The following is an 18,194-nucleotide window of genomic DNA, read 5'->3' as shown; positions in this document are numbered from 1 at the left end:
TGGCATGTCCAGCAGCAGATCGCCTGATCTTGCACCTGGGCGTCCCCGCCGTCGATTGGGCTAATTACGGGGACGGAGCGTGGTTTCCCTAAGGCTTTCCGCGATCAAGCGTCGTACGCGAAGATCTTGCCCGGATTCATCAGGTTGTTTGGATCGAGCGCGTGTTTGATCGATCGCATCACGCTGATGGCGTCTTCGCCATGTTCCTCGATCATGAACTGCATCTTGTGCAGCCCCACGCCGTGCTCGCCGGTACACGTTCCGCCCATGCGCAGCGCGCGTTGCACGATCCGGTGATTGATGCGCTCGGCCTCCTCGAGTTCTTCGGGTTTGGCGGGATCGAGCAGCATGGCGACGTGGAAATTGCCGTCGCCAACATGGCCGACGATCGGGCAGGGCAGCGTGCTCGCCTTCAAATCCTGTTCCGTTTCGATCACGCATTCGGCCAGGCGCGAGATCGGCACGCACACGTCCGTGGTCACGGCGCGGCAACCGGGTTTCAGTTGCAGCATCGCAAAATAAGCGTTGTGACGCGCGTTCCACAAGCGGCTTCGATCTTCCGGGCGCGTGGCCCATTCGAAATCCGTGCCATGGTTTTCCGCGATGATCGCCTGCACCGTTTCCGCTTGTTCCTTCACGCTGCTTTCCGTGCCGTGGAACTCGAAGAAGAGCATCGGCGATTCGCGGAAAGTCATGTTCGAGTGGCGGTTGATCGAACGCACGGCAAGCGAATCCAGGAATTCGACGCGCGCGACGGGCACGCCCATCTGGATTGTTTCGATGGTCGCGCGCACGGCGTCGCCCATCGAGGGAAATGCGCAGACGGCGGCCGAAACTGCTTCCGGCTGCGGATACAGCCGCACGGTGATCTCGACGATCACGCCAAGCGTGCCTTCCGAGCCAACGAACAAGCGCGTCAAATCGTATCCCGCCGACGATTTGCGCGCGCGCGTGCCGGTCTTGATGACGCGGCCATCGGCCAGCACGACGGTCAGGCCCAGCACGTTCTCGCGCATGGTTCCGTAGCGCACGGCGTTCGTGCCCGAGGCGCGCGTGGCCGTCATTCCGCCAATGCTGGCATCGGCGCCCGGATCGATCGGGAAGAACAGGCCCGTGTCTTTCAACGCTTCATTCAACTGTTTGCGCGAAATGCCCGGCTGGACGGTGACCGTCAGGTCTTCCGCGTCTATCGATAAAACACGGTTCAGCCCGGACATGTCGATGGACACGCCGCCTTGCACCGCGAGCAAATGTCCTTCGAGTGAAGACCCGTTGCCGTATGGGATCACCGGCACGTTGTGTTGGGCGCAAAGCTTCACGACCGCCTGGACTTCCTCGGTGCTCGTGACGAACACAACGGCGTCGGGCAATTGCGGATCGAACGGCGATTCGTCGCGTCCGTGGTGCTCGCGCACGGCAGCCGTGGTCGAAACGCGCTCGCCGAACGTGGTCTTGAGCGAATCGAGCAGGGCGGACGGGAAGGTGCGACGAACGGCAATAGGAGGAACGGGGTGGTTCACGGCATGTCTCCGGACATCGATGTGATGGACGTTGGGATGCGCGAAATCCGCCAATGGAATGCGTGATTCGCGCGTTTTATGCATTTATTTTACGCCGATACCCCGATTCCAGCCCGCGCCCGGTCGATCCTCCCGCGGTGCCTATAATGAACGCGGACGCTGACCGGCGTTCGCGTTCAACCTGGGAGACAACATGGGCAATCGCCTGAGCAAGATAGCGACGCGCACCGGCGACGACGGCTCGACCGGACTCGGCGACGGCAGCCGCGTGCAGAAAGACGATGCGCGGATCGCGGCCATTGGCGACGTGGATGAACTGAATTCGCAGATCGGCGTGCTGCTGTGCGAAAAGCTCCCGGAGAATGTCCGCGCCGCTTTGGTCGCGATCCAGCACGATCTCTTCGATCTCGGCGGCGAGCTATGCATTCCCGGCCATTCGATGATCGAAGAAGCGCATCTTGCGCGTATCGACGAATGGATTGGCGAGTACAACGCCAATCTTCCGCCGCTGAAGGAATTCATCTTGCCGGGCGGATCGCGGGCGGCGTCGCTTGCCCACGTCGGCCGGACGGTTTGCCGGCGCGCGGAACGATCGATCGTGGCGCTCGGCCGCGTGGACAAGATCAACGCCGAGCCGCGCAAGTATGTGAATCGGCTGTCGGATCTACTATTCGTTTTGGCGCGCGTGCTGAACCGCGCGGATGGCGGGTCGGACGTGTTGTGGAATCACGAGCGCAAGCTGTGAATTAAAAAAGCTGCGAAGCCATCTCCGCAGCTTTTTTAGCTTTTTTAATTTCCGTTGCCACGCGCCACACGACGCTGCTTGACGGCAGCGGCCAATCCTTCCAGTACGCCGAGACTGTCTTCCCAGCTGATGCATGCGTCAGTCACGCTCTGACCGTAGACCAGCTCGCAGCCTTCCTTCAAGTCCTGACGTCCCGCGACCAGATTCGATTCCACCATCACGCCGACGATCCGCTCGTCGCCGCCGGCAATCTGCTTGCCGATATCGGCGCAAACCGGAATCTGGTTATCGTGTTTCTTGGAGCTGTTTGCATGGCTGGCATCGATCATCAGACGTGCGGCCAATCCTGCCTTGCCGATATCGCTGCACGCCGCGTCCACGCTTTGGGCATCGTAGTTCGGCGCCTTGCCGCCGCGCAGGATGATGTGGCAGTCCTCGTTGCCGGCCGTCGAGACGATTGCCGAATGGCCGCCCTTTGTCACCGACAAGAAATGGTGCGGCTGCGACGCGGCCTTGATCGCGTCCACGGCAATTTTCACGTTGCCGTCCGTGCCGTTCTTGAACCCGACCGGGCACGACAATCCCGAAGCCAGTTCACGATGCACCTGCGATTCGGTCGTGCGCGCGCCGATCGCACCCCACGAAATCAGGTCCGCGATGTACTGCGGGCTGATCATGTCGAGGTATTCGGTGCCAGCCGGCAAACCGAGTTCATTGATATGCAGCAGCAATTCGCGGGCGGTGCGCAGACCGTCGTTGATCTTGAAGCTGTTGTCCATGTACGGATCGTTGATCAGGCCTTTCCAGCCAACCGTGGTACGCGGCTTCTCGAAATACACTCGCATCACGATTTCCAGTTCGCCGGCGAAGCGCTTGCGTTGCTCGACCAGACGGCCGGCATATTCCATTGCCGCCTTCGTGTCATGAATCGAGCACGGCCCGATGATCACGATCAACCGGTCTTCCATGCCGTGCAGGATTCGATGCATCGACTGGCGCGAGTTGTAGATCAAGTTCGAAACCGGCTCGGCGCACGCGAACTCGCGGATCAGGTGAGCGGGGGGCGTCAGTTCTTTCAATTCGCGGATTCGGACATCGTCGGTGTTGTGCGGGGGCATGCTGGTTCTCCAGGAACGCGTTTGGTGCTGTATTCGAAGTGATGAAACAAAAAGACATAAAAAAACCGCCAGACTCGGCTGGCGGTTTTTCGGGAAACTTGGGTTCAACACAAACGACTCACCCCTCTCGATCCGCCAGCGGCTTGAGATGCCAAAAAAAGTAGAAATAAAACTTGGCGGACATGAGGATTTGGTCGTTTGGTAAAAATTGAACGTCTGGCTTTATAACCCTAAACCCGCGCGGCTGGCAAGTTGCGAGGTATCAAAATGCGGAAAATCCGCGTGCGCGACGCCGTTTTCGCGAGGACCGTGCAGCATTTATGCGGTTTTCCCGCATGCCGCGCTGATTTCTGTAAAACAGCGCGGCACGCAAAAAGCGATTAAACCGTGCCGCCCACTGTCATCTTTTCGATGCGCAACGTCGGCTGGCCAACGCCCACCGGCACGCTCTGGCCTTCCTTGCCGCACACGCCCACGCCGCCGTCGAGCGCCATGTCGTTGCCGATCATGGTCACGTACTTGAGCGATTCCGGGCCGCTGCCAATCAGCGTTGCACCCTTCACCGGATACGTGATCTTGCCGTTTTCGATCATGTACGCTTCCGACGCGGAAAACACGAACTTGCCGTTGGTGATATCGACCTGACCGCCGCCGAAATTAACCGCATACAAGCCGTTTTTCACCGATGCCAGGATCTCGCCCGGATCTTTGTCGCCGTTGAGCATGTACGTGTTCGTCATGCGCGGCATTGGCAGCGCCGCGTAGGATTCGCGCCGCGCGTTGCCCGTCACCGGCATTTTCATCAAGCGCGCGTTCAGCGAATCCTGGATGTAACCCTTCAGAATGCCGTCCTCGATCAGCGTGGTGCACTGCGTGGGATTGCCTTCATCGTCGATGTTCAGCGATCCGCGGCGGTTCGGCAGCGTGCCGTCATCGACGACCGTGACGCCTTTCGCCGCTACGCGTTCACCAATACGACCCGCAAACGCCGACGAACCCTTGCGGTTGAAGTCGCCTTCCAGTCCGTGGCCGATAGCTTCGTGCAGCAGCACGCCGGGCCAGCCCGGCCCAAGCACGACAGTCATTGCACCGGCAGGCGCAGGACGTGCATCGAGATTGACCAGGGCCGCGTGCACGGCCTGATCGACATAAGTGGACAGGATTTCGTCGGTGAAATAGGCGTAGTCGTAACGTCCGCCGCCGCCGCCGCTACCAATCTCGCGGCGTCCGTCCTTCTCGGCAATCACGGTCACGGAGACACGCACCAGCGGCCGGATGTCGGCGGCCAGCGCGCCGTCACTGCGCGCGACGAGCACGACGTCGTATTCGCCGGCCAGACCCGCCATGACCTGGACGATCCGCGGATCGCGGCCGCGCGCCATCTGCTCGACGCGTTCGAGCAATTTCACCTTGGCGGTGGCATCGAGTGATGAAAGCGGATCGGACGGCAAATAAAGATCGCGCCCGAACACGCCGGTCAGCGAACTCGCCGATTTGATCTTGTGCTTGCCGCCACCGGCCTTGGCGATTGCGCGCGTGGCGATTGCCGCCTGGCGAATCGAATCGGGCGATAAATCGTCTGAATACGCGAATGCCGTCCGATCGCCCGAGACGGCGCGAACGCCCACGCCCTGGTCGATGCTAAAACTGCCGGATTTGACGATGCCTTCCTCCAGGCTCCACGCCTCGCTGCGCGTGGACTGGAAGTAGAGATCCGCGTAGTCGACGCGGTGCGTGAAAATCTCCGCCAGCGTGCGCGTAATCGTGGATTCGTCGAGGCCGTAAGGCGTCAGCAGAATCTCTTTCGCGGTGGCGAGATTTCGGATGCCGGGTTCGATGATGTTCATTCGGTGCCTGTGGCGAAGTCTGTAGGGATTAAAAGCATTCTAACGTCGGAGCATTTATGCCACACCCTGGCCAAATGGAGGGGTACTCCGAAAAAAACAAGCCAACCAAACAAGCTAGCCTAAATGCTGAAGCCGGCTAACCCAGCACGCGATGCCTAAACGCCGGCAAGCTTTGCCGGACAGACGCGATGCGTGCCTTGTCGATATTTCCAGCCGCCACGCCCGGGCCCTCTTTCACCACGGCCACGATCTCGCCCCAAGGGTCGATCAACATGCTGTGGCCCCATGTCCGGCGGCCGTTCTCGTGTTTTCCGCCTTGCGCGGCGGCGAGCACGTAGCACTGGTTTTCGACCGCGCGCGCCTTGAGAAGGGTTTCCCAATGGGCTTCGCCAGTCGTGTAGGTGAACGCGGAAGGCACGACCATCAACGCGCAGTCGCCCATCTTTCGGTATAGCTCGGGAAACCGCAGGTCGTAGCAAACGGACAAACCGACCCGTCCGAATGGCGCTTCAAACGTACGCACTTCGCTGCCCGGGCAGATGGTGCGGGCTTCATCGAAGGATTCCGTGCCTTTTTCGAAGTTGAACAGATGAATCTTGTCGTAGCGCGCGACCTGCTTGCCAGTGGGATCGAAGACGAGCGTGGTGTTCAGAACCCGCGACGCTTCAGGCGACTCCAGCGGCAACGTTCCGCCGATGATCCAGGCCCGATGTTCCCGCGCCGCGTCCGATAAAAACTGCTGGATCGGCCCATTCCCGGGCGTCTCGCGTATAGCAAGTTTGTCGGTGTCCTTGAAACCCATGAAACAGAAGTATTCCGGCAGCAGCACGAGTTGCGCGCCGTCGCGCGCCGCCTCGGCAATCAGCCGGCCAGCTTCAGCGATATTACGGTCGCGATCGGGCGCGCTGACCATTTGCAGCGCGGCGACGCGGAAATTCCCGGGATTGCTTTCGCTCATGTCAGCCTTCGAAAAAGGGCACGATAAACGATCGATTCGCCGTCAACACCAGCAAAGAGCGCTGTAAAAATAGCGTAATGCGCCGCTCAATTGGCCACGGCCGCAGCGGGAGTTTCGATCTTACCCTGATCGCCTTTGAGCCGCTGAATGACGGGTTTCGACCACGGGCCGGTAATGGAATAGTCGATGGTGAACGCCTTGCCAATCGATTTCGACAGCACCAGATCGCCGGCCAGCGTGGCGAGTCCGAGCAGCGGATTGATCACGGCCGCGCCAATCGCCACGGCGCCTGCGCTGATGGTCGGAATAACTTTCGCGTGCAGATCCTGCGTTTGCTTAGGCAGATCCACCAGACCTGTCAGCTCGACGCGCGCTGGCGCCGTCACCATCTTGAAGTCGTTCGTCCGTGCAATGCCATCCTCGGCCGTCGCGGTGCCGGTGATCTTCTCGAACGGCAACCCCTTGCCAACGACATCCTGGAAATTCAGCGTCAGGAAGTGCGCGAGGCTTTGCAGGCTGAACACGCCGAGCCATTTGGCCGCTGCCGCGTTTTTGACCTTCAGGATCTGGCCGTGCTCGAAATCGACGGCGACACGGCCGTTGAGCGTGGGCATGTCGATCGCGGCCGGGCTGCCGTCCCAGCCGAGCTGGCCCGTCACCGTGCCCTTGCCGTTCTTCACCGTCTGCGGCAAACCCATGCGTTCAACGAGCGCGCCGGCATCGAGAATATCCAGCTTGAAATCGACGGCCGTGCGGCGCGGGGTGTCATCGTCGGAACTGGTTTCCGCGTGCGATCCGCCTGCGCCGGGAATGCTCCGCCAGTTGGCCGTGGCGGAGAGCTTCGCGTCGGGGTTCGTCAGGTCGAGCTTGTCGAGATGCCAGACCGGCACGCCGTCTTCCACGCCGTTTCGCGCGTTGACTTCCAGCCGCCCAAGCGTGCGTTCGCGCACCACGAGTTCATTCACGATCAAATCGATAGACGGCATGTTGCTCGGCGGCGGCTTGCGGATCATTTGCCCGACCATGTCGTTTTCCGTCTTGTTCGGAATCACGACCTTGGCGAAGCGCGCTTGCAACGCACCGGGGCTTTCCTTGGTCGCGCCCGGCATCCATTCCACGTAACCCGAAACCTGGTTCGACGCGATGTTCGCCTGCCACTGCCGGTCATCGGCGCCACTGCCGCGCGTGGCACCGATGGCGACGTTTTCCCAGCGCCGCGCGAGCAGCTTGAGCGTGGTGAAGTGCAAAGCGACGCGATTGGGGATGAACTGTTTCGCCACCGCTGAGGGCGGCTTTCCGTCGGGGAGTCGAACAGGTTGCGGCGCGGGCATTGGACCCAGATCCGCGATGGTCTTGCGCCAGGCGTCGGCATCGAGTTCATCCAGATCGACGGCTGCCGTCACGCCATCGGCGGGAAGATCCGCAGGCTTGTTCACACCGATCGCGCCGCGCTCCACGACCGGCGTCGCCTTGCCCTCGCGCTTGAGCAGGTAATGCGCGTTGACGGGCCCGAGCGTGAGCTTGGCGTCGTGTTCAATCTGCGATCCGGCGACGGGCGCAAAGGTGAATGTGAAAGGCATCGGCGTGCCTTGCGCCTTGTTGAACGGCGCCGGGAAGTCGAGGCCGAGCCCGGTCAGGTCGGAATTGGCTTCCACGCGCGGCAACGCGTTTTTCACGCCGCGCACGCGCAGGTCGTACGGCGCGGTGCCGCTGAGATGTTTGAGAAGCGCCGTTGTCTGCGCCTGATTACGCAGATTGAGGCTTTGCGCAGCGTCCGCGCCGATGCGGCCGGTGACATCGAAAGCGTAGCTGCCGTCGGGTTTCACGCCGCCCGTGCCGCGCACGTCGCCGCCTAGGAACTTGCCCGTGATGCCATCGAGCGATGCCGTTTTTTCGCCGAAACTCGCGCGCCCTTTCAAGTTCGATAACGGCGGAAACGCCTCGTATTCCAGATCGTTTCCGGCGAATGTGAGCGATCCCTTGTAACCCACGCGTTGCCGCTGACCCGGTGGCGGCGCGACGCGCGGAATCAGCAATTGCAGCGCGAGCGTGGCGTTGCCGGTCGCGCGGATCTTCGTCGCGACATGTTGCGAGAGCGAACCGAGCGAACTGTCTTCCACGTAGCGCAGCATGTCGGTGATCGGGCCGTGCGCGTCGGCATCGATGATCAATTTCGATTCCCGATTTCCCAGATCCTCGATGCGTCCCGTCGTCTTGCGCACGCCCACGCCGAGGTAGTGGCCGCGCGTGATATCGAAGCCGAGTTTGTTTTCGGCCAGATGAAAAGTCCCGTCGATACCGTCAAATGCCGGCCATTGATTCGGCGTGCCGTTCGCCATTGTCTTCGGCGGATAGGGCGTTGGCTCGAACTTGCCGCCGCTGAACGGCGCGACTATTCGGAACTGGCCGGCATCGGGGAAACGGGAGTAGGGAAATTTCGTCAGGTCGCCGTGAATTTCGATGGTGCCATTGCGCGATACGCCCGCCTGCAAAGCGTGACCGAGATAAACCCGCAACTTCTCGCTGATGCTGGTCGGCAAGTAGTTGGTGAGGCTCGTCACCTTCAGATATTCGGCCGTCGCCTTCAGGTCGAGCGATCCGCGTCCTTCGCCGGCGTTCTTGTAATCGGCCGTCGCGCGCGCTTCGGCATCCGCGTTTTTTATGTGCAGATTGTCGACGTGCGCCGTGATCGCCTTGTGCGGCTTGCCGGGCGCTGCGGCGACGGTCCAGGTCACGCGGCCATCGATCTGATCGAGCACGAGGCGCGGGTTATCGAAAACGCCGGGAAGCGTGATGGCGGTATTTTTTGTATCGATGACCGCGCTGCCGTGATCCTGATCCGCGTCGATCGTTCCCCACAGGTTTTCAACGCCCGGAATCCCGGCGCGCGGATGGTTGTTCGCCGTGAGTCCCGGCGGCGGTTCCTGCGCCAACACGCTCACGCCGTGCAGGTCGCCCTTGACGGTGTATCGGGTGGGCGCTTCCGTGCCTTGTTCGCGCTGCGCCTGCGCTTGTGCGGGCGTCGTGGGCGGCGGACGCTCGGTTTCCAGCGTGTAGTTGGCGATCTGTCCACGCGGATCGAAGCGGATCAGGTCGTTCTGGACCTTCGCCGGCAGCGGCAGCGCACGCATAAATTCGCCGAGAATGCCAAGGTCCACGAAGTCGCCCGACACACCGAATTTCTGGCCCGCGTTCACCGTCGCCGCGCGGTACTTGCCGGTAAGCGTGTGCATGGCGAGAAGCCGTGAAACCGGTGTGCCATCGGACATGGGTTTCTGGCCGAGTTCAGCCTGCAGATTGGCGAGATGCAACGTGTATTCGTGATCCTCGAGCCCGAGATCCCAGTTGAATTTCGCGATTGGCATGTCGAGCCGCGGCTGAGTCGGACGAACACGCAACGCGATCTCGGAGCCGGTCAGTTCGCCGCCCGCCGTCTTCAATTTGCCGTTGGCGAAGTCGAGCCAGATGCGGTTATCGAAGCGGCCGCTGTAGGTTGCAAACGGCATCTTCACGTAGCGCGCGAGCATGGGCAGATCGACCGGTCCCGTCGATAAATACGCATCGCCCGTCCAGTTCTCCGGACGGCCCGCAGTGCTGAAACGCGTATGGCTGAAATCCGCGCGGAAATCGAGCGGACCGTGCAGCACGTCGCCGTCCGGCGGCGCTTGAAGCGCCAGGCGATGATGGTTGCCGTCGGTGAGAATCGCCAGCTTGATGCGTTTCAGCGCGAGTTCCGGTGCGCCGCGCTGCGCGTCGCGCCATCGCAGCGTGCCGTCGCGCAGCACGATGGCTTGCTGGCTCAAAAGCCAGGTCATGAACGTGTTGTTGCCGGTGCGTTTCGTAGGAATCGGCACGCCGGCCACGCTGATCGTGCCGTCGTTATTGCGCGCGATGATGACGTCGGGGCCATCGACCGTCAGGTTGGAGAGCACCGGAATGGGCCCGAGCAGCGAACGCCACGCGACCGTTGCGCTCGCGTGCGGCACGGCCAGGCCGGGCGAACCATCGGCGGTGTCGATGCGCAGATTGTCTATATCGAAGGAAGGTTGCAGCCCGGACCATTTTGCGGTGATCCGCCCGAGACGCAGTTGCGCGTGAATCTTCGCCGATACCATCTGCTCGATGCGCGGCCTGAACGCATCTATTTGCGGCAGGACGGCATAACGCAGAACCAGATAAATGCCGGCGACCCCGAAATAGACCACGGCGACCAGCACCAGAAGGACTTTGAGCGCCCGCGTCAAAACGCGCTCGACTCGACCGCCAAGCTTCATTGGTACAGCTTCTGGCAGGTCGGCAAATTCCTTTTGGTCGGACATGCGGCGGCGGGTCGGCGATATGGTAGGTTTTCGAGATTTGACGTTGAAATGTAACACAGCGCGCAGTGCAAAAAACTGCGGGGAGACGCTACGATGCAGCCGCGAAGCCGCGCCAGACGGACCTTTCCCGAAGTGCGCGCGCTGTGTTATCAAAGCCCCGGCGACTGCCGGACAAGTTTCAAGAGCAATGACCGAGCCCGACTTTCCATGACTGATGCTTCCTTGCTGAGTTCCAGCGCCTCCAACTACGCGGCGCGCCTGTACGCCGCGCGTCCTGAACTGCCGGCGCAAGTGGCGTTATGGTCGAAGGCGCCGGTTCGCCGGGCGTGGATAGAAGAGCGGCTGGACGCGTTGTGCGAGACGTGCGCGAGCGGCGCCCGCTTCGACGAAGCGAAGCTCAAGACCGCGTTGCGCAAGCTTCGCGGGGAAGTTTTCTGCACGGTGATGGAGCGTGATCTGGCTGGTCTCGCCGATGTTGCCGAAGTCACCGGCGCCATGACCGATCTCGCCGAGCTGACCATCCAGCGCGCACTGGCGGTGTTATCGGCGGATCTGGAAACCACGTTTGGCGAGCCGCGCGGCGCGGACGGACAGCGCCTGACACTCGGCGTGGTGGGCATGGGAAAACTCGGCGGGCGCGAGTTGAACGTGTCCTCGGATATCGATCTGATCTTCGTTTATGAAGACGATGGCGAGACCGCGGGCGGGCAACGAGCGGGTTTATCGACGCAGGAATATTTCACGCGGCTCGGGCGCAAGCTGATTGGCGCGCTCGCCGAGGTGACGGAGGACGGTTACGTTTTTCGTGTCGATATGCGTTTGCGTCCGAACGGCGACGCCGGGCCGCTCGCCTGCGGGCTCGGCATGCTCGAAGAGTATTTTTACGTGCAGGGCCGCGAGTGGGAACGGTATGCGTGGATCAAGGGGCGGCTGGTTTCCGAGGCGGCGAGCGAATCCGCGCAGCGTCTTGCAGCGCAGCTTGATGCGCTTGCCATGCCGTTCATCTACAGGCGGTATCTGGATTACGGCGTGATCGACGCCATTCGCGGGCTGCATGTGCAGATCCGCCAGGAAGCGCAACGGCGTGCATCCATGCGCCCCGATAAAGCCGACGACATCAAGCTCGGCCGCGGCGGCATTCGCGAGATCGAGTTCAGCGCGCAAGTTTTCCAGCTGATGCGAGGCGGTCAGATTGCCGATCTGCGCATTCGTCCGACCTTGTCGGTGCTGCAAAAAGCTACGGCGTACGGACTGATATCGCCGACAGTTTGCGCAGAACTCTGCGAGGCGTATCTGTTTCTGCGCAAGCTCGAACATCGTCTGCAATATAGAAACGATGCACAAACCCACGCCATGCCGGTCTCGCCCGAGGACCGCGCGGCGCTCGCGAGCGCCATGGGTTACGCCGATTACGCCACGCTCAAAGACGCGCTGGAGGCGCATCGGGCACGCGTCGAGCATCAGTTCGACCAGATTTTTGCCGACAAGGTGAACGGCGACGGCGGCTGCGGCGTGGCGGAGGATTCAGCCGCGTCGTGGGTCTGGAGCAGCGCGCTCACCGACGAAAGCGCTGAAAAGGAACTGATCGAGCACGTCACCGAACTCGGTTTCACCGATGCCCCCGCCGTGCTTTCGCGTTTGCGCGCCGTGTGGACATCGACGCGATACGAAGGTTTGCCGGCCCGCAGCCGCGAACGCTTCGACATCATTGCCCAGCGCGCGCTCGAAGCCGCGCAGAAAGCGCAGCCGCCCGAGCGGCGCGGCGACACCATCGCGCGGCTGTTCGACCTGCTCGAAGCGGTCAGCCGGCGCGGCGCGTACCTCGCGCTCCTGACCGAATATCCCGCGGCGCTGGAACGTGTGTTGGCTGTGCTGGGTGCATCGCGCTGGGCGGCGGGTTATTTGATCCGTCACCCGCAGCTTCTCGACGAACTGCTCGACGACGAAGTCATTTCCAGCCCGTTCGACTGGCAGGAATTCCGCGCGGCCTTGCGTGCGCAGATGGCCGCCGCCGATGGCGCCGAACAGCAAATGGACTTGCTGCGGCACGCGCATCAGGCCGAAGTGTTCCGGATTTTGCTGATCGATCTGAGCGGCAAGATCACGGTCGAGCACGTGAGCGACCTGCTTTCCGCGTTGGCCGATGCCGTGCTCGATGTCACCATCGAAACCGTCTGGTCGCAGTTCCCGAAGCGTCATCGCGAGGTGCCGCGTTTTTCGGTGATCGCTTACGGCAAGCTCGGCGGCAAGGAACTGGGCTATGCGTCGGACCTCGACCTGATCTTCCTGCACGACGATCCCGACGATTCCGCCAGCGACATCTACGCCATGTTCGCGCGTCGCCTCGTCACGTGGCTCACCACGGCTACGGGCGCGGGCACGTTATTCGACGTCGATTTGCGCCTGCGTCCAAACGGCGAATCTGGTTTGCTGGTGACGAGCCTGGAGTCGTTCCGGCGCTACCAGATCCGTGAGGGCGATGCCGCCAATACGGCCTGGGTCTGGGAGCATCAGGCGTTATCGCGCGCGCGTTTTTGCGCTGGCGATGCCGAGATCGGCGCGCACTTCGAAGAGATCCGGGCCAAGGTCCTGACCATGCCGCGCGATTCCGAAGCGCTTGCTCAAGAGATCGTCGCGATGCGCGAGCGCGTGTACGCCGGCCATCCGAACAAAAGCAAGCTCTTCGACCTGAAGCACGATCGCGGCGGTATGGTGGATATCGAGTTCATCGTCCAGTTCTGGGTGTTGCTGCACTCGCGCGAGGACGGCGAGTTTGTGCGCAACCTTGGCAATATTTCGCTTCTTGGGCACGCCGCCAGGTTCGGGTTGATGAGCGCCGAGGAAGCGGAAACGGTGGCGGCGGCTTATCGGCGATACCGGAAGTTGCAGCACACGCTGCGGCTCGATGGAATGGAAAAGGCGCGAGTCGAGGCGGATGTGGTGGCGGCAGAGCGGGAGGCGGTAAGCGGGCTTTGGAGGCGGGTGTTTAGGTAGCGGCTTTTACTTGACCAGGCGAATCGGGCTTGCTTTGTACTCGGCAACCGTTTCGTCGTTGGTCAGCAAGGTGATGCCCTCGACCGTGGCCTGTGCAATCAGCAGCCGGTCGAAAGGGTCTTTGTGATGGTCGGGCAGGTTGGCTACGGCCGCGGTGTGAGCGCTGCTGATCACCAGCTCGATATATCCATTGTCCAGCAGTGCTCGCCGAAACAAGTGAGGATCGACTTTGAAGTCGGGTCTGCCGAGCCCGTTCTTGATCGCTACTTCCCAGACGCTCGCCGCGCTGAACAATAGTTCGTTTTCCTCATCCTCGATAAGCCCGCGCGCTTCATCGGATAACGAGCCAACCGAGCGAACATCCGCGTTTGCAACCGCAGTCCACAACAGCAAATGCGTGTCGAGCAACAACTTCATTCGTTACCGCCAAACATTGCGGCGATTTCGTCGCTGCCCAGGTCGTTGAACACGTGCGCATCGGGCACAGTCACCTGGCCGGCGAGGAATCCAATCCGTTTCTTTTTTGATGGCGGCGGCGCGTCTATGGCAACGATTCGCACCATCGGCTTGCCGGCTTTGGCAATTACGACGGATTCGCCTTGCGCCGCCTTTTCGACCAGCCGCGAGAGGTTGGTCTTGGCTTCATGCATGTTGACGGTGATCGTTGGCATGGAATTTCGATTAGCTTAGCTAGGTTGACTTAGTCTATCACGATGTTGGCAAAAACCGATACGCGCTTAGGCGGCAGTTATATGGAATAGGGAATGAACACGAGTGGCCGAGAGCGTTTAAGCCTCTACGCCGCCAGCATTTCCTTCGCATGCTTGCGCGTGGTTGCGGTGATTTCCAGCCCGCCCAGCATGCGCGCGACTTCTTCCACGCGTTTCGATTTATCCAGCGGCGTAACCGTGCTGACCGTCCCGCCCGCCGAATCGCCGGCTTTGGCCACCTGGAAGTGATGATCGCCCCGCGCCGCGACTTGCGGCAAATGCGTCACGCACAGCACCTGACGATCGCGTCCAAGCTGATGCAGCAACCGTCCGACGACTTCCGCCACGCCGCCGCCAATTCCCGTGTCCACCTCGTCGAAAATCAAGGTAGGCGTGGGACTGGCTGTGCTTGCAATCACGGCCAGCGCCAGGCTGATCCGCGCGAGTTCCCCGCCCGATGCGACTTTTGCCAGCGGGCGCAATATCACGCCGGCATGACCGGCGACCCGGAATTCGATCTGCTCGAGCCCGTACGCGCCACCTTCGGCGAGCGGAACGAGCGCGACTTCGAAGCTCCCGCCGGCCATCGATAATTCCTGCATTCCCTGCGTGACGGCCTTGCCGAGCGATTTCGCCGCCTTCGCGCGCGCCTTCGACAACACCGTTGCTTCAGCGAGATAAACCTCTTTTGCTTTTGCCACGTCGGCGCGCAATGCGTCGAGATCGGCAGCAGCATCGAGCGCGGCCAACTGACGGCGCCGCTCGGCATGTTCCTCGGGCAACGCTTCAGGCTGCATGCGGAATTTACGCGCAGCCGAATGCAACTGATCCATCCGATGCTCGGCTTGCGCCAGCCGGTTCGGATCGAGTTCAAGGCGCTGGGCGTAATGCGAAAGCGAGTACGACGCCTCTTGCAACTGGATCTCGGCAGGTTCGAGCGACGCCAGTACGTCAGCAAGAGCGGGATCGATATCGGCCAGGCCGCGCAGCTTCGAAACGATCGCGGAAAGCTGCGTGATCATGGCTTCGTCGGATTCCGAGAGCGCGTTCAGCGCGCCCTGCACGCCATCGATCAAACTTGCCGAATGCGATAACCGATGATGCTCCGCGCTCACCTCTTCCCACTCGCCGGGCTGTGGCGCGAGTTTGTCCAGCTCGCTTAATTGCCATGCAAGGCGCTCGCGTTCCAGCTGCAACTCGCGGTCGCGGTTCTGCGCCAGTTCCACCGCGTGAGTTGCGTCGCGCCAGACGCGGTGGGTGCGAGCGACTTTCTGCGCAGTTTCGATCAAGCCAGCGTGCGTGTCGAAGAGTTCGCGCTGCGCGTCGGGACGCATCAATAATTGATGCGCATGCTGGCCGTGGATATCCACGAGCATTTCGCTCAGTTCGCGTAACTGCACGAGCGTAGCCGGCGTGCCGTTGATGAACGCGCGAGACCGGCCGCCGGAATCCACCACGCGCCGGAGCATGACCGTGTCGCCGTCGCCCGTTGCAAGCGCATGTTCATCGAGCCACTTGACGACCTGCGCGTGCGTTGAAAACTCGGCGGTAATGTCGGCGCGTGCCTCGCCTGTTCGCACGATGCTGGCGTCGGCACGCGCGCCGAGCGTAAGCGCGAGGGCATCGATAAGAATCGATTTACCCGCGCCGGTTTCGCCCGAAAACACGGTAAAGCCGCGTTCGAACTCAAGGTCGAGCGCGGAAACAATGACGAAGTCCCGAATCGATAAGTGGCGGAGCATGAGAGTCTTAGTTTTTCGAAACGTCTTCGTGCGAGGGATATTCGTTCCAGTGCAGCTTCTTGCGCAGCGTGGCGTAGTGGCTGTAACCCACCGGATGCAGCACGGGTACGGTATGGCGTGAACGCCGCACTTCTATTGTGTCGTTCAGTTCCACGGCAGTGAACGATTGCATGTCGAAATTCACGTTCACATCACGTCCGCCGATGATCTGGATTTCCACGCGCGAATCGTCGGGAAGGACGATCGGCCGGTTGGAGAGAGAGTGCGGCGCAATGGGCACGAGCACGAATCCTCCGAGTTGCGGATGAAGAATCGGTCCCGCCGATGAAAGCGCGTAAGCGGTCGATCCGGTCGGCGTAGCCACGATCAATCCGTCCGAGCGCTGGTTGTACATGAAGCGCCCGTCTACCGAAACACGCAGTTCCGCCATGCCCGAAAAGCCGCTTCTGTTCACCACGACGTCGTTGAACGCCAGCGCGTGATAGATCGGCAGGCCGTCGCGGACAATGCGTGCTTCGAGCAAGGTCCGCTCTTCGCGCTCGAAGCTGCCCGCCAGCATTTGCGGAACGAGTTCCTGCATTTCGCTGAGCGTGATGTCCGTGATGAAGCCGAGCCGCCCGTGGTTCACGCCGATCAGCGGTGTCCGGTACGGTGCCAGTTGCCGGCCGAGGCCGAGCATGGTGCCGTCGCCGCCCAGCACGACTGCCACGTCGGCGCGCGCGCCGATCTCGGGCGCGCTCAACGCCGGATAGTCGGTCACGCCGACTTCCTGCGCAGTATCCGCTTCGAACACGACCTCGAAGCCCCGCTTTGCAATGCAGGCGGCGAGCGCCGTCAACGGCTCCCTGATGCCGGGCGTATTGTTGCGCCCCACGAGCGCGACGGTCTTGAATTGGGTGCCAATATCCATGGCGGCATTACACCATAGGTGAGTGTCGAAAAGAACCGCGGGCCGCGTCGGGGTTGCCTTTGGGCCGTCCCCGTCTGCGCCGATACGCTAAGCTCCGGTGCTTTAATGAATTCTCGTTAGAATGACGTGGAACATGAATTGATGACGGACGAATGAAAAAGGGCGATTCGTTTCTGTCTCGCTCCTCTGTCTCGCTCTTGTTTCGCAAGTCATCGCGCTCGCTGCTCCATTAACGTTGAGCTAAAATTTCCCCATGCTAGACCCACGTGCCCAGACCCTCCTCAAAACGCTGATCGAGCGATACATCGCCGAAGGTCAGCCGGTCGGTTCTCGCACGCTGTCGCGTTACTCCGGCCTCGAGCTGAGTCCTGCCACCATCCGCAACGTGATGTCGGATCTGGAGGACCTTGGACTGGTGGTGAGCCCCCATACTTCGGCGGGACGAATTCCCACGCCGCGCGGCTACCGGCTTTTCGTGGATACCATGCTCACCGTCGAAACCACCGACGACGAAGCCATGACTTCCGCCGTCAAGATCAAGCTGCAAGGCGGCGAGCCGGCGAAGATCGTGGCAGCCGCTGCGAGCGTTTTGTCGAACCTGTCGCAATTCGCGGGCGTCATTCTCACGCCGCGGCGCAGCCACATGTTCAAGCAGATCGAATTCATGCGGCTTTCCGACAAGCGCATTCTGCTGATCATCGTCACGCCCGAAGGTGACGTTCAGAACCGCATCATGGCGACCCAGCGTGACTATTCGCCGTCGCAACTCACCGAGGCGTCGAATTACATCAACGCGAATTTCGCTGGTTTGTCGTTCGACGAAGTACGCCGCCGACTTCGCGAGGAAATCGACGCGCTGCGCGGCGACATGACCACGCTGATGCAGGCAGCGGTGGCCGCGAGCGTGGACGAAACCGATCCCGGCGAGACCTTGCTGATTTCCGGCGAACGCAATTTGCTGGAAGTGGCGGATCTTTCCTCCGACATGGCGCGGCTGCGCAAATTGTTCGACGTGTTTGACCAAAAGACCAGTCTCCTTCAATTGCTCGATGTGTCGAGCCACGCGCAAGGCGTGCAGATATTCATTGGCGGCGAGTCGAATCTCGTGCCAATCGAGGAAATGAGCGTGGTTACCGCGCCCTACGAGGTAAACGGGAAGATTGTTGGCACACTCGGTGTGATCGGGCCCACGCGGATGGCGTACAACCGCGTAATTCCAATAGTCGATATCACCGCGCGGCTTTTGTCCCTCTCGCTCAGCCAGCAATAAGCCGGTCCGGAGATTGCGGTGAATCCCGCGTTTCTCCCGTCCGACAACCCATCTTGCCCCG

12 protein-coding genes are annotated in these 18,194 nt (G+C 61.3%); 3 read left to right on the top strand and 9 right to left on the bottom strand.

The genetic code is table 11. The annotated features are described in order from the left end of the window. Nucleotides 1–104 precede the first annotated feature (104 nt). Complete coding sequence (locus tag ASG35_RS10275; RefSeq protein WP_056356253.1) at nucleotides 105–1,520, bottom strand: FAD-binding oxidoreductase; 1,416 nt, start codon at nucleotides 1,518–1,520, stop codon at nucleotides 105–107. Nucleotides 1,521–1,713: 193 nt separating this feature from the next. Here ASG35_RS10275 and ASG35_RS10270 point away from each other — a divergent pair, with 193 nt between their 5' ends. Beyond that, nucleotides 1,714–2,265 carry a cob(I)yrinic acid a,c-diamide adenosyltransferase gene (locus ASG35_RS10270; RefSeq protein WP_056356198.1) on the top strand — a complete coding sequence of 184 codons (552 nt, stop codon included), beginning with the start codon at nucleotides 1,714–1,716 and terminating at the stop codon, nucleotides 2,263–2,265. A 44-nt stretch (nucleotides 2,266–2,309) separates the two neighbouring features. Here ASG35_RS10270 and aroG read toward each other — a convergent pair whose 3' ends face one another. The 4 genes from aroG to ASG35_RS10245 form a co-directional block, all read right to left on the bottom strand. Further along, entirely contained in the window at nucleotides 2,310–3,383 is a 1,074-nt protein-coding gene (gene aroG / locus ASG35_RS10265) for a 3-deoxy-7-phosphoheptulonate synthase AroG (protein ID WP_056356196.1), read from the bottom strand. A gap of 380 nt (nucleotides 3,384–3,763) precedes the next feature. Further along, nucleotides 3,764–5,230, bottom strand: coding sequence for a metalloprotease TldD (gene tldD / locus ASG35_RS10255; protein WP_056356193.1), 1,467 nt, complete (start codon nucleotides 5,228–5,230; stop codon nucleotides 3,764–3,766). 136 nt (nucleotides 5,231–5,366) lie between these two features. Beyond that, nucleotides 5,367–6,188: a carbon-nitrogen hydrolase family protein gene (locus ASG35_RS10250; protein WP_056356191.1), complete on the bottom strand. Its 822-nt coding sequence runs from the start codon at nucleotides 6,186–6,188 to the stop codon at nucleotides 5,367–5,369. Between the two features lie 86 nt (nucleotides 6,189–6,274). Then, nucleotides 6,275–10,507 (bottom strand): YhdP family phospholipid transporter, encoded by a 4,233-nt coding sequence (locus ASG35_RS10245; protein WP_056356188.1) that lies wholly within the window; start codon nucleotides 10,505–10,507, stop codon nucleotides 6,275–6,277. A 207-nt stretch (nucleotides 10,508–10,714) separates the two neighbouring features. Here ASG35_RS10245 and glnE point away from each other — a divergent pair, with 207 nt between their 5' ends. Then, entirely contained in the window at nucleotides 10,715–13,501 is a 2,787-nt protein-coding gene (glnE, locus tag ASG35_RS10240; protein WP_056356187.1) for a bifunctional [glutamate--ammonia ligase]-adenylyl-L-tyrosine phosphorylase/[glutamate--ammonia-ligase] adenylyltransferase, read from the top strand. A gap of 6 nt (nucleotides 13,502–13,507) precedes the next feature. Here glnE and ASG35_RS10235 read toward each other — a convergent pair whose 3' ends face one another. The 4 genes from ASG35_RS10235 to ASG35_RS10220 all read right to left on the bottom strand — a co-directional run bounded on the left by ASG35_RS10235 (nucleotide 13,508) and on the right by ASG35_RS10220 (nucleotide 16,863). After that, nucleotides 13,508–13,918: a type II toxin-antitoxin system VapC family toxin gene (locus ASG35_RS10235; RefSeq protein WP_056356185.1), complete on the bottom strand. Its 411-nt coding sequence runs from the start codon at nucleotides 13,916–13,918 to the stop codon at nucleotides 13,508–13,510. Next, nucleotides 13,915–14,172: a type II toxin-antitoxin system Phd/YefM family antitoxin gene (locus tag ASG35_RS10230; RefSeq protein WP_056356183.1), complete on the bottom strand. Its 258-nt coding sequence runs from the start codon at nucleotides 14,170–14,172 to the stop codon at nucleotides 13,915–13,917. The genes ASG35_RS10235 and ASG35_RS10230 overlap by 4 nt, the downstream gene beginning before the upstream one ends. 125 nt (nucleotides 14,173–14,297) lie before the next feature. Further along, the gene (recN, locus tag ASG35_RS10225) at nucleotides 14,298–15,953 is read right to left on the bottom strand and encodes a DNA repair protein RecN (protein ID WP_056356181.1); all 1,656 of its coding nucleotides are present in this window, start codon (nucleotides 15,951–15,953) and stop codon (nucleotides 14,298–14,300) included. Nucleotides 15,954–15,960: 7 nt separating this feature from the next. Then, nucleotides 15,961–16,863 (bottom strand): NAD kinase, encoded by a 903-nt coding sequence (locus ASG35_RS10220; protein WP_056356178.1) that lies wholly within the window; start codon nucleotides 16,861–16,863, stop codon nucleotides 15,961–15,963. A gap of 253 nt (nucleotides 16,864–17,116) precedes the next feature. On the opposite strand from ASG35_RS10220, the gene hrcA reads away from it, so the two are divergent. After that, nucleotides 17,117–18,133, top strand: a complete 1,017-nt coding sequence (gene hrcA / locus ASG35_RS10215) for a heat-inducible transcriptional repressor HrcA (protein WP_056356176.1) — start codon at nucleotides 17,117–17,119, stop codon at nucleotides 18,131–18,133. Nucleotides 18,134–18,194 lie beyond the last annotated feature (61 nt).

The organism is Burkholderia sp. Leaf177, assembly GCF_001424345.1.
Lineage (GTDB): Bacteria > Pseudomonadota > Gammaproteobacteria > Burkholderiales > Burkholderiaceae > Caballeronia.
Note: the sequence above shows the minus strand (reverse complement) of the source record. Positions and strands in the feature narration are given on the sequence as shown.